This is a genomic window from Tissierellales bacterium (genome assembly GCA_025210965.1).
In the GTDB taxonomy this organism is placed as follows: domain Bacteria; phylum Bacillota; class Clostridia; order Tissierellales; family JAOAQY01; genus JAOAQY01.
The window spans coordinates 1-13,669 of the sequence record JAOAQY010000224.1 but is presented as its reverse complement, the minus strand read 5'-3'; the positions used below and the strand labels follow the sequence as shown (position 1 = coordinate 13,669).

The window sequence follows — 13,669 nt, the reverse complement described above, 5'->3', positions numbered from 1 at the left end:
TTTCTATTACTACACGTCCATCATCTCACCGATATGTGCCCCAGGCGGAACTATAGGTGTTGCCATCGCATCTGGATCTACATAGCATTCAATAACAGCTGGACCATCATGCTCCATCGCCGCCTTGATAGCAGCTTCAACTTCTTCATTTGTAGTTGCCCTAACTCCCAAGGCTCCGTATGCCTCTGCAATTTTAGCAAAATTTGTTTCTCGATTTAGTGTTGTCTCCGAATGTCTCTTGTCATAAAATAATGTTTGCCACTGTCTTACCATTCCTAGTACGGAGTTGTTTAATAACAATACTTTAACTGGAATATTGTAGCGCACTGCTGTAGAAAGTTCATTGATATTCATAAGGAAACTTCCATCTCCTGCGATATCAAATACCATCTCACCTTTGCCATAATGTGCACCCATCGCTGCACCAAAACCATAACCCATAGTTCCAAGTCCACCAGATGTAATAAATGTCTTTGGTTTGGTGTACTTAAATCCCTGCATTGCCCAGATTTGATTTTGCCCTACTTCAGTGGTTATAGTTGCCTGACCTTTTGTCAAATCATATAATTTTTTGATAGCATACACTGGATTTACAGATGCCTTTGGATCAACTAATACACCCTTACCTGAGTCATCATCTATATATCCCTTAGACTCTTTCGTCCAATCATTTTCACTCCTAGATTCTAGCCTTTTATTGATTGCTTGTAAAACTACCTTTACATCACCAATTACCCAAGAATCAGCTTTGATATTTTTAGAAACCTCTGCCTCATCAATATCAATGTGAAGTACTCTTCTATTGCTAGCAAATGTCTTAGAATTACTAATCACTCTATCGCTAAATCTAGAACCAATTGCTACGATCAAATCGCTATTGCATATACATTTGTTAGAAGCAGGTGTACCATGCATTCCAACTACTCCTGTAAACATGTCATGCGTCCCATCAAATCCACCAAGTCCCATCATTGTCGAACATACAGGACTCTTTAACTTGTCTTGAAACTCAAGAAGTTCATCTTGCGCTTCAGATATATTACATCCTCCACCAACTACAATAACAGGTTTTTTACTAGTATTTAGAACCTCTAAAGCCTCTTGTAATTGCTCCTCTTTAAGTGATTTATTTTGATTTACACTTACTGGCTCTTGTGGCTCAAATTCATAAACTTCAGCTGTTACATCTTTGGGAATATCAACTAAAACTGGTCCTGGTCTACCTGTCCTAGCTATTTCAAATGCCTTTCTAAGTGTAGTAGCCAAATCTTCAACTTTTTTTACTATGAAATTGTGCTTCGTGATAGGCATTGTGATACCGCAGATATCCACTTCCTGAAAGGCATCTTTACCAATCAAACTGTTTGGAACCTGACCTGTGATGCACACCATAGGAATCGAATCCATATAAGCTGTTGCTATGCCAGTTACCAAATTTGTAGCTCCCGGGCCTGATGTTGCTATACACACTCCTACCTTTCCAGTAGCTCTAGCATATCCATCCGCCGCATGCGCCGCTCCCTGTTCATGCGCTGTAAGCACGTGTTTGATATCATCAAATGTGTAGAGTTCATCGTAAATATTGATTACGCACCCTCCAGGATATCCAAATACCGTGTCTACCCCTTGTTCTTTTAAACATTCTAATATAATTCTCGCTCCTCTATATTCCACGATTACTCCTCCTCATCCGTCTCAAATATTGCTCCCTTAGCTGCTGATCCAACCTGAGCTCTGTAATTTTTCAAATATCCTTCCACTTTTTTCATGGCAAATGATGCTACTCTTTCTCCTAAAACTTTGTCATCCACGCACAAATTAAGTGTCTTTTTCTCTATGTCAATTTCTATCATATCGCCTTCTTTTACCAATCCTATCGGACCACCCTCTGCCGCCTCTGGTGAAACGTGCCCTATAGATGCTCCTCTCGTTGCTCCTGAAAATCTTCCATCGGTTATAAGTGCTACAGTTTTGTCTTTACCCATTCCTGCAATTAATGAAGTTGGTGATAGCATTTCTCTCATTCCCGGCCCGCCTTTTGGACCTTCGTATCTGATTATAACTACATCTCCATCATTTATCTTGCCTCCAAGTATAGCTTGACCTGCCGCTTCTTCACTCTCAAACACTCTAGCAGGGCCTTTGTGCTGCATCATCTCTTTAGCAACTGCTGATTTTTTTACCACAGCACCATCTGGTGCCAAACTTCCCTTTAATACTACCAATCCACCAGTTTCACTATAAGGCGCATCTACACTTTTTATAACTCCATTGCCTGCTAATTTTGCATGTTCTATGTTTTTCCCAACTGTCTGACTTGTCACTGTCATACAATCTAAATACAGTAAGTTTTTCTTAGATAACTCTTTCATAACAGCTGGAATACCACCATCATCGTTTAAATCCTCTATATGATGCATTCCTGCAGGGCTAAGTTTACAGAGATTTGGTGTCTTTTCACTTATTTCATTTACTTTATCAAAATCTATTTTCACTCCTGCTTCATTAGCAATCGCTGGAAGATGAAGTAGTGAATTTGTCGAACATCCAAGTGCCATATCTACGCTCACAGCATTCATAAATGCATTTTCTGTAAGGATATCTGATGGTCTTATATTTTGCTCAACCAATTCAACTATTTTCATACCTGCCATCTTTGCCAGTCTTATCCTCTCAGAATAAACTGCTGGTATAGTTCCATTGTATGGAAGTGCCATTCCAAGAACTTCTGATAGGCAATTCATAGAATTAGCCGTAAACATCCCCGAACATGATCCACAAGTCGGACAAGCTGAATTTTCATATTCTAAAAGCTCAGCTTCTGTCATTTTTCCTGCCTTTACTGATCCAACTGCTTCAAATACAGATGCAAGGTCAATGGATTTTCCTCTGACCTTTCCTGCGAGCATAGGTCCTCCACTAATTAAAAGTGCTGGAATATCAACTCTAGCCGCCGCCATAAGCATTCCTGGAACTACTTTGTCACAATTGGGTATCGCCACCATACCATCAAAAGCATGTGCCTTTGCCACAATTTCTACACTATCTGCAATGATTTGTCTAGATGGCAGTGAATAACTCATACCACTGTGATTCATAGCTATTCCATCACAAACGCTAATGGTGCTAAATTCGACAGGTACCCCACCTGCCATGCGCACACCGTCTTTGACGGCTTGGACGATTTTGTCTAAGTTCATATGTCCTGGGACGATTTCACTATAAGAATTTGCTATACCTATAAGTGGTTTTCTCATCTCAACTTCTGTAAATCCAAGTGCTTTAAATAATGATCTATGGGGTGCCTTTTCCACACCTTTTCTCGCTGCATCTGATTTCATAGTTTTCACCTCTTCATTTATTCTAAATCCATTTATTTTCCAAATATTACTTAAGTGCTGCTAGTACCAATTCTCCCATTTCCTTCGTTCCAACTCGCTTTGTTCCCTCAGTGTAGATATCTCCAGTTCTATATCCATCTCTAAGCACTGACTCTACTGCATTTTCGATATCTTTAGCCGCCTCAGGCAAATCAAGTGTATACTGAAGCATCATAGCCGCCGAAAGAATTTGAGCTAGTGGATTAGCTAAATCTTTACCAGCAATATCAGGAGCACTTCCATGAACTGGTTCGTACATTCCAAATCCATCTTCTCTGACACTTGCCGATGCCAACATCCCGATAGATCCTGAAATCATAGATGCCTCGTCAGATAGGATATCTCCGAACATATTGTTTGTAAGAATTACATCAAATTGCGAAGGTTTTCTCACAAGCTGCATTGCCGCATTGTCTACATAAAGGTGGTCAAGCTCTACCTCTGGGTATTTTTTCGCTACCTCTAATACCACTTCTCTCCAAAGTCTAGATGACTCTAGAATATTGGCCTTATCTACAGATGTTACTTTTTTTCCTCTCTTCATTGCCGCCTGAAATGCATTGTGAGCAATTCTCTCTACTTCTGCTCTTGAATAAACTGCTGTATCATATGCCTCTTCTTGCTTTTGATTTACAGCCGTGCCCTTTACTCCAAATGCATTCATAGGTCTATGATTGATCTCGTCTAATGAATCCACCCATCTTCGTCCTCTATTACCAAAATAAATTCCACCTGTAAGTTCCCTCACTACCAAAATATCTACACCTTCATCTATGATAGAATCCTTTAGTGGCGATGCTGCTTTTAGTTCATCAAACACCTTAGTAGGTCTAAGATTCGCGTAAAGTCCAAGCCCAGCTCTAAGTCCTAAGAGTGCTTGTTCTGGTCTTTCATTTCCAGGAAGTGTGTCCCATTTTGGTCCACCTACAGCTCCTAAAAATACTGCATCGCATTCCGTGCATTTGCTTAGAGTCTCATCTGTAAGCGCTTCACCGCATTCATCAATTGCAACTCCGCCTGCTTTCAAATCCACAAATTCAAAAGATGCGCCGTACTTCTCACATGCTTTCTCTAATACCTTTGTTGCCTCTTCCATGACCTCTACACCGATGCCGTCTCCTGCAATTCTCGCTACTTTGTACTTTTTCATAATTTTCTACCTCCTAAAATTTCCTAAGTGTTTCTTCCAATACATTGACTCTCGCATCGGTGCGAGTTCTATGTTAAAACACTACTAAAACAAGTTCTTTTTTACACTTTCCACTAATCCGTCATTTTCCATAAGCTTTATCATAAACTCTGGGAATGGCTGAGCCTTGTACGTCTTTCCTAGAGTTTGGTTCGTTATCGTTCCGCTTTTAAAATCTACTTCTAATTTATGTCCTGTCTCTGCATCGTCTACTGCCTTCTCACATTCTAGTATTGGAAATCCTATATTTATAGAATTTCTATAGAATATTCTTGCAAAACTCTTGGCTATTACGCACGATACTCCTGCTGCTTTTATACAAATTGGAGCATGTTCTCTCGACGATCCACATCCAAAGTTTTTCTCCGCTACTACTATATCTCCCTGATTGAGTTTCTCCAAAAACTTGTCATCTAAGTCCTCCATACAATGCTTTGCAAGTTCCTCTGGCACTGATGTATTCAAATATCTAGCTGGTATGATTACATCTGTATCTATATTATCTCCGTATTTTAATACGCTTCCGTTTGCCTTCATCTACTTTACCTCCTCTGGTGATGATATTTTTCCAGTGATGGCTGATGCAGCCGCTACTACTGGACTTGCAAGATATACCTCGCTCTTTGGATGTCCCATTCTTCCAACAAAATTTCGATTTGTCGTTGCAACAGCTCTTTCGCCAGCTGCTAATATTCCCATATGACCGCCTAAACACGGTCCACAAGTTGGAGTACTAACTATACCACCTGCCTCAATGAATGTTCTGACCAATCCTTCTTCCATAGCTTCCAAGTAAATTTGCTGTGTGCCCGGAAATACTATTAATCGAATTCCTTTTTTAACCTTCTTGCCTTTTAAAACCGCAGCAGCAGCTCTAAGATCTTCCATCCTGCCATTTGTACATGATCCAATAACTACTTGATCTATCTCTACTTCACCAACATCATCTATAGTTTTTGTATTTTCTGGAAGATGTGGGAATGCTACAGTAGGTCTAAGCGATGTCATATCTATTTCGTAAACTTCGCTATACTCTGCATCTTCATCTGCTTCGAAAACTCTATACTCTCTATCAGTTCTTCCATCCATATATTCTTTAGTCTTTTCATCTACTGGAAATATTCCATTTTTAGCACCTGCCTCGATAGCCATATTTGCTATGGTAAATCTATCATCCATAGAAAGGTACTCAAGTCCATCGCCTACATATTCCATAGATTTATAAAGCGCTCCATCTACTCCAATCATTCCTATGATATGAAGTATGACATCCTTTCCAGATACCCAAGGTGCTGGCTTTCCCTTTAGCACAAATTTTATAGCCTCTGGTACTTTAAACCATGCTTTACCTGTCGCCATTCCGACTCCCATATCTGTACTTCCAACCCCTGTGGAAAACGCTCCAAGTGCTCCGTAAGTACAAGTATGTGAATCAGCTCCTATCACCACATCTCCAGCAATTACAAGTCCTTTTTCTGGAAGCAAGCAATGCTCAATTCCCATTTCACCTATTTCAAAATAGTTTGTAATCTCTTTATCGTATGCAAACTCTCTGATGCACTTACAATGTTCTGCTGATTTTATATCCTTGTTTGGTGTAAAGTGATCTGGAACTAACGCTACCTTATCTTTGTGAAAAACTTCCTTTTTTTCTGCACCTTCAAATGCCTTTATAGCAACTGGCGTTGTAACGTCGTTTCCTAGAACTAAGTCTAAGTCTGCTGTAATCAATTGTCCCGCCTCTACATAATCTACCCCTGCATGTGCGGCTAATATTTTTTGGGTCATTGTCATTGGTTTTTTCATCAATTGGCCTCCTTAACGATTAAATAATCTACTGAATCGACTAGTGCTTCCCAGCTCGCCTCTATAATGTCGTGCGACACCCCAACTGTATTCCATGTCGATTTTCCATCTGTGGATTCTATGATAACTCGTACCTTAGCACTAGTTGCCTTGTCTCCACTTATTACTCTTACTTTGTAGTCTTTCAAATACATTCTAGCTATGGGTTCATAAAATACACTTAATGCTTTTCGAAGTGCATTATCTAGTGCATTTACAGGACCATTTCCCGCAGCTGCCGTAACTTCTTCTACTCCATTTACCTCTAGTTTTATAGTCGCAAGTGCACTATTTTCAGTAACACTTGGCTGATCTGTAATTACCTTGTACTCTAGAAGTTTAAACGAAGGTGTATACATCCCTAGCTCTTTTCTAACTAAAATTTCAAAACTGCTCTCTGCTCCTTCAAATTGATATCCTTCATGTTCTAGCGATTTTAACTTTTCTATAATCGATTTAGTCTCTTTAGAATTTTTTTGTATATTAGGATTTACTTTTTGAACCATCGCCATTATAGTACTTCTGCCAGCTACCTCCGACATGAGAATTTTTCTCTCATTTCCAACACTCTCAGGTGATATATGTTCAAATGATTTCGTATTTTTCTTTACCGCATCTATGTGCATTCCACCCTTGTGAGCAAATGCATATGCTCCAACATATGGTTCTCTATCGTCTGGATTTAGATTACTCACTTCACTCAAATACCTAGATGTTGCCATGAGATTTTGAACCTCTTCTCTAGGAAGGACTTCATACCCCATTTTCAGCTGTAGATTTCCAGCTATAGTGCTGAGATTTGCATTTCCACATCTCTCTCCGATTCCATTAAATGTTCCTTGCACTTGTCTAACTCCACATTCAACTGCTACTATTGAATTCGCTACTGCAAGTCCTCCATCATTGTGACAATGTATTCCTAAATTTTTGAATCCACATTCCTTTGTAAGGTAATTTACTATTTCTTGTATTTCAGAAGGAAGCGTTCCACCATTTGTATCGCAAAGTGCTATCCAATCTGCTCCCGCTTCATTTGCTCTCGTTATAACCTGTATAGCATATGCTTTATTTTCCTTGTATCCATCAAAGAAATGTTCTGCGTCAAATGTCACTTCTTTGCCGTGTTTTTTTAGATATGCTATACTCTCTTCAACCATAGCTAAATTCTCTTCCAAACTAGTCCTTATAATATCTGTAACGTGAAAATCCCACGACTTTCCAAATATAGCAACTGCTTCTGTGTCTGCTTTCAACAAGTCTTGTAAACCACTATCTTCCGTTACCAATGTATTTGGTCTTCTAGTACTTCCAAATGCACATAGCTTTGAATGATTTAACTTTAAATCTTTTATTTTTTCAAAAAACTCCATATCTTTCGGATTGGATGCCGGGTTGCCTGCTTCGATATAGTCTACTTTGATTTCATCTAGTTTTCTAACTATCTTCAATTTATCATTTACACTAAATGAAATTCCTTGAGCCTGCGACCCGTCCCTCAGGGTACTGTCGAATAGATATACCTTTTCTTTCATGTGAATTCTTCCCTTCTAATTAATTTTCGTCGATCATTTTGTTTATCGCATTGACGTATGCGTTTACACTAGCTTCCATTATGTCCTGGGAAATTGACTTGCCTACAAAAAGTTTCTTGCCATCTTTTATCTTTACTGTAACCTCTCCAAGAGCATCTTTTCCATCTGTTACAGATCGTATACCGTAGTCTTTCAAATTTATCTGTCTGCCTATAGTTCTCTCAACTGCCTTAAATGCCGAGTCAACTGAACCATTTCCAACTGCAACTTCTGTAAGCAATTCGTCTCCTTTTTCCATCTCTATAGCAGCTGTACATATCATGTCATTTCCACTGTGTATCTGGAATGATTTTAATTTATATGTCTCCTCAAAGTATTTTTTAGAATTTACTATCGCTTCTATATCTCTAGCTGTAATCTGCTTTTTCTTATCTGTCACTTTTTTGAATTTCTTAAATGCATCATCTAATTCTTCTTTGCCTAAATTAAGTCCCATTTCTTGTAAATAATTATCAAATGCATGTCTTCCAGAGTGTTTACCAAGTACTATATTTGAGTGCTCCTTTATACCTATAGACTCCGGTGTCATAATCTCATATGTGCTCTTTTCTTTAAGTACACCATGCTGATGTATCCCTGATTCATGAGCAAATGCATTTTTACCAACTACTGCTTTGTTTGGCTGTACATCTATCCCCACAAATGAACTTACAAGTTTACTCGTTCTATATATTTGTTCACTAACAACTCCTGTCTCCATATCAAGCTGCTCACTCTTTGTCTTTATCGCCATTACGATTTCTTCAAGTGCTGCATTTCCTGCTCTTTCTCCAAGTCCATTAATGGCACATTCTATCTGACTAGCTCCTGCCTGCACTCCTGCTAAACTATTTGCTACTGCCATCCCTAAGTCATTGTGACAATGGACGCTAATTTCTACATTTTCTATACCTTCTGTGTGTTTCATGATGTATCCTATAAATTCACCATAATCTGTAGGGAGGGCATAGCCAACGGTGTCTGGTATATTCAGAACAGTCGCGCCGGCCTTTATAACCTCTGCAAAAAGTTTACACAGGAAATCTGGTTCGCTTCGATAAGCATCTTCTGCTGAAAATTCGATATCATCACATAAGCTCTTTGCATAAGTTACCATCTCCACTGCCCTATCTAGAACCTCTGGCTCTGTCATTTCTAATTTATAAGTCATGTGTACGGGAGATGTCGCTATAAAGGTATGAATTCTAGGTTTTTTGGCCCCCTTGATTGCATCCCATGCACGCTCGATGTCTGTCTTCACTGCTCTACAAAGCGCTGCTACTGTGGTGTTTTCAAGGGTATTTGCGACGGCTTTAACTGCTTCAAAATCTGCCTCAGATGCTACCGGAAACCCAGCCTCTATGACATCTACGCCCAATCGTTCTAGTTGTTTCGCTATATTTATTTTTTCCTTTATGGTCAAATTTACTCCGGGAGTCTGCTCCCCATCTCTAAGAGTTGTATCAAAAATCTTTATTCGTCTTGTCATTTCTCTCTCTCCTTTGCACTTCTTTCTACTTCTGGCTACTGAGAGTTTTATATTTTATATGAGAGAGCTTTGTGTTTTCATGCTCTCTCATACAATCTCAGCTATTTCTTAAAGCTTCATCCAAGTCATCTTTTCACGAAGCTCTTTACCAACTTTTTCAATCTCATGTTCACTCTCAATTCTCTTTACTGAATTGAAATACGGTCTATTTGCTTGATTCTCTAAAATCCACTGCTTAGCAAATTCACCTTCTTGAATATCCTTTAATATTCCTCTCATAGCTTCTTTTGATTCGTCTGCGATAACCTTTGGACCTGCTGTATAATCTCCATATTCAGCGGTATCACTGATAGAGTATCTCATAAAGCTAAGTCCACCTTTATTTACCAAATCAACGATAAGCTTCATTTCATGTAGACATTCAAAATATGCCATCTCTGGTTTGTATCCAGCTTCAACTAACGTTTCAAAACCAGCTTTGATAAGTGCACAAAGTCCACCACAGAGTACCGCTTGTTCTCCAAATAAATCCGTCTCTGTTTCCTCTTTAAATGTAGTCTCAAGTACTCCTGCTCTAGCTCCTCCAATTCCAGCTGCATATGCAAGTGCTGTTTCTTTTGCTTTTCCACTTGCATCTTGATGTACTGCGATAAGTGTTGGAACGCCTTTGCCTTCTTCATATTGACTTCTAACTGTATGACCTGGGCCCTTAGGTGCAACTAAGAATACGTCGACATCCGCAGGAGGCTGTACCTGTCCATAGTGAATAGAAAATCCATGAGCAAATACTAATGCATTTCCAGACTCTAAATATGGCTCTACGCTCTGCTTGTAAATAGCTGGTTGCTTCTCGTCATTTACTAGCATCATGACTACATCGGCTTCCTTTGTAGCTTCTTCTGTCGTCATAACCTTGAGCCCAGCTTGTTCTGCTTTCGCCCAAGATTTGCTTCCCTCATATAGTCCTACGCGAACATCTACTCCGCTTTCATGAAGATTAAGTGAATGTGCATGTCCCTGACTTCCATATCCAATTACTGCTACTTTCTTTCCCTTTAGTACCTCGAGATTACATTCTTTTTCGTAATAAACTTCTACCATTTTTAAACACTCCTCTTATTTTCTGAATTAATTATTTTTTCAATCAATTTTAAATGTTTCGACACTTTGATTTGTAAAATTATCACTACTATTCTTGTATAGCTATCTAATAACGTCTCATTTCCTGACCTCTTTTGATAGCAATATAACCACTGCTAACTACTTCTAATATTCCAAATGGTTGCATCAACTCTTGAAATACTTTAAGCTTACTTTCATCTCCTGTTACCTGAATGATTACATCTTCTGGTGCAACATCAACTATGTCTGCTTTAAATATATTTACTATGCTTGTGATTTGCGGTCTAGTCTCAGCTGTTGCACTTACCTTCATGAACATGATCTCCTTGCAAAGTGAATTTGCATCTGTAAGTCTACTCACTTTGTGAACATTTTCAAGCTTTTTGAGTTGCTTTACAACTTGTTCTATTTCATGGTCTTCCTTTACTTTTGTGATCAATGTGAGCTTTGAAATTCTCTCATTTTCTGTGACCCCTGCTGTCACACTTTCTAGATTGTATGCCCTTCTGTTAAAGAGCTGACAGACTCTTGTAAGTACCCCCGGATTGTTATCAACTGTTACGGATAATACATATGACTTCATAACATTCACCTCCCAATTCTTTTATAATCACATGTTTTTGAATATTTTACTGGTTTTTTGCGTAAAAAAAAGAAGCCCACAATGAGCTTCTCTACTGATTTCTATAAAATTATGCAAACATACACCTATTTCCGCACAACACTATTAATTGTACGCAAAGGTCAGGTCCTTGGCATGAAAATTCACCAAGACCTGAGTTCGCAAAAGATAAAGCTTATCACGTAGCTCATTAGTTAAAGGATTTTTGATTTTTTTGGAGTTTGCGCTCTTAATGACTAGAACGACGAGGCCGAGAACGACCAGTATAATGACGCTTATCAGTATCAGGTTCTCTATTATTATTTGCTCCAATAATCCTTTAATAATGACTTGTAACATTCGCTTTACCTCCTCTTTTATTTTCGTATAGTTTCTTACTTCCTTGGCTAAAGGTTTTTTAATTCAATAATTTTTTTACGAATTTTGCTTACTGATTTTTCACTTCTTTGCAACGACAAATTCATTTCTGTCATCACCGCATTTACCAGTTTTTTGTTATTTCGTATGATATCATCGATTTCAAGCCCCGTCAATAGTTTTTTACGAAAAAGCCAAATATTTTTTACTTTTCCACAATAAATTGAATTCGCAACCGTTTTCCTCCAATCTTGCAAGTTTTTCAAGATTCTAAAATGTCATTCGTGCAAAATTATTTGCAAAAAAAAGCATATCTATTTTTAATAAAGATATGCTCTAAAAATCCTATATATTTTTAAAATGCTCTATAGTATTACTTAATTCTCTAATACTTATACTCAGCTGATCTATTTTTCCCTCTATCCTCACAAGTAAATATACCGATACAACTATAGGAAATCCTAGATTTGATATCCCTGTTAATAATTCTTCCATAGATGTTCGCCTCCTCATTTTATAGGTAGGTTTTGAGGCGTTGGTTTACGGAGGGATTTTGATTTTTGTAGCTGTAGATTTAATATCTATGTTCTTTGAAATCAATTTTATCCATAACATATTTGCCATCTTTAAAATCATAGACTATTTCAACAATACCAAAGTAGCCACTAAAATTACCAATGTTTAAGTCCAAAGTAGCTACTATTTTGTTGTGCTTAATATCAAAACATCTGTAATTTTTGTACATTACCTTATCTGCCCAATATTTTGTATCTAGATCTATTTTTTCTTTAGGCACAATGAAAATTTCATCATTAATTTCGACCTCTACTTTGTCTTCATAAACCTTGGTATTTACGTTGTTTTCAAGTATATTGATAGGATTCTCGACTTCTATTTCCTCAAAAGTAACTGGGTTTATGATGTGAATATCATTTATATACGTTCCAGGACCATTATTTTTAGTTAATAAAACTATTAACTCTTCTTTTTGGTCACCATTGATATCATAGTAATCTAAGCTTGTGCTGTGGTCATGAGAATAAGTTACATTTTCCCATTTGAATTTTTTTGATTTATTATTTATACTTAATATCAACTCTCTATAGAGACCATCTTTTGCAGAAGCTTCTACTGGGTATAAGAAAATATTTAGTCCTACAAGATCTGAAAGAGGAGCGTTACTAACAATATCTGAATTTTTCATTCTGTAAATAACCCAATCACCATTAGCATCTTGATACATAATACTTCTATTATCAACCCATTTTGGACTAAACCTAGCAGCCTTTTTAGTAGCTACATCTATCTCTTCGCCTGTTAAAACATTTACTAGCTTAAGATTTATATCTGGATTTTTTTTCCTCATTTGTTCAAAACCATCAGAATCAAACAATTCGGGATAATTACTGTCACATGCCCAGCCAGTATTGCAATTAAAATCACTGTCAGTATAAAAATAAAGTTTATCTAATATATCTACTTTTTTTGTATATATATTTATTCTAAAAAGTATTGAATTGTTAGAGTCTTCAATCCATAGGTATTTGCCATCATCAGACCAACCCTCTAATGAAAGATTTAGACGATCTATATATTGCCCTTCAAAATGTTCATCAAAAAATTTTTCAAGCTCTGCTGAATACAGATTTTTATCAAATATTATATTTTTATTGTCATCTAGTACTTTTAAGAGAGCTTCTTCATCTTTTATTTGTCTAGCTGATTCTGATTTACAATCTAATATTGCAATATTGCCACTTAGTTCACATGCTAAAAATCTTAAACGTTCAGCTTTTGCTACTAATACCGGATCCTTATCATTCTTGTATTGCCAAACTGTATCATATGATTTATTTGTAAAATCATCTTTTAAGCGGTATTCTATATATGTACCACCACGAGTGAATTGCTCGTCGGATGATGATTCTATATTCTCGATGCTTCTAAAAATATTTTTTGCATTTACATCCTCTGCAATTGCAATGCCTCCCATACTGTTGATTCCCATAAATAACATTAATCCAAATACCAATATTTTTTTAATACATAACACATTACCATCTCCTAGTATAATATAGTTAAATTATAAAATTA

General features: G+C 37.4%; 12 protein-coding genes. All 12 read right to left on the bottom strand.

The annotated features are described in order from the left end of the window. Positions 1–9: 9 nt before the first annotated feature. Positions 10–1,674 carry a biosynthetic-type acetolactate synthase large subunit gene (gene ilvB / locus N4A40_16150; GenBank protein ID MCT4663386.1) on the bottom strand — a complete coding sequence of 555 codons (1,665 nt, stop codon included), beginning with the start codon at positions 1,672–1,674 and terminating at the stop codon, positions 10–12. A 2-nt stretch (positions 1,675–1,676) separates the two neighbouring features. After that, positions 1,677–3,341 (bottom strand): dihydroxy-acid dehydratase, encoded by a 1,665-nt coding sequence (ilvD, locus tag N4A40_16145; GenBank protein ID MCT4663385.1) that lies wholly within the window; start codon positions 3,339–3,341, stop codon positions 1,677–1,679. A gap of 46 nt (positions 3,342–3,387) precedes the next feature. Next, positions 3,388–4,530, bottom strand: a complete 1,143-nt coding sequence (locus tag N4A40_16140) for a 3-isopropylmalate dehydrogenase (protein MCT4663384.1) — start codon at positions 4,528–4,530, stop codon at positions 3,388–3,390. An 84-nt stretch (positions 4,531–4,614) separates the two neighbouring features. Next, positions 4,615–5,106, bottom strand: a complete 492-nt coding sequence (leuD, locus tag N4A40_16135) for a 3-isopropylmalate dehydratase small subunit (protein MCT4663383.1) — start codon at positions 5,104–5,106, stop codon at positions 4,615–4,617. Next, positions 5,107–6,375 carry a 3-isopropylmalate dehydratase large subunit gene (leuC, locus tag N4A40_16130; GenBank protein ID MCT4663382.1) on the bottom strand — a complete coding sequence of 423 codons (1,269 nt, stop codon included), beginning with the start codon at positions 6,373–6,375 and terminating at the stop codon, positions 5,107–5,109. It lies immediately after the preceding gene. Beyond that, positions 6,375–7,946 carry a citramalate synthase gene (gene cimA, locus N4A40_16125; GenBank protein ID MCT4663381.1) on the bottom strand — a complete coding sequence of 524 codons (1,572 nt, stop codon included), beginning with the start codon at positions 7,944–7,946 and terminating at the stop codon, positions 6,375–6,377. The genes leuC and cimA overlap by 1 nt, the downstream gene beginning before the upstream one ends. 19 nt (positions 7,947–7,965) lie before the next feature. Next, entirely contained in the window at positions 7,966–9,525 is a 1,560-nt protein-coding gene (locus N4A40_16120; protein ID MCT4663380.1) for a 2-isopropylmalate synthase, read from the bottom strand. Positions 9,526–9,582: 57 nt separating this feature from the next. After that, positions 9,583–10,575, bottom strand: coding sequence for a ketol-acid reductoisomerase (gene ilvC / locus N4A40_16115; protein MCT4663379.1), 993 nt, complete (start codon positions 10,573–10,575; stop codon positions 9,583–9,585). 106 nt (positions 10,576–10,681) lie between these two features. Continuing rightward, complete coding sequence (ilvN, locus tag N4A40_16110; protein MCT4663378.1) at positions 10,682–11,179, bottom strand: acetolactate synthase small subunit; 498 nt, start codon at positions 11,177–11,179, stop codon at positions 10,682–10,684. 425 nt (positions 11,180–11,604) lie between these two features. Continuing rightward, entirely contained in the window at positions 11,605–11,841 is a 237-nt protein-coding gene (locus tag N4A40_16105; protein ID MCT4663377.1) for a hypothetical protein, read from the bottom strand. Between the two features lie 79 nt (positions 11,842–11,920). Beyond that, positions 11,921–12,070, bottom strand: a complete 150-nt coding sequence (locus tag N4A40_16100) for a YvrJ family protein (GenBank protein MCT4663376.1) — start codon at positions 12,068–12,070, stop codon at positions 11,921–11,923. Between the two features lie 79 nt (positions 12,071–12,149). Further along, complete coding sequence (locus N4A40_16095) at positions 12,150–13,628, bottom strand: hypothetical protein (protein ID MCT4663375.1); 1,479 nt, start codon at positions 13,626–13,628, stop codon at positions 12,150–12,152. Positions 13,629–13,669: the final 41 nt, after the last annotated feature.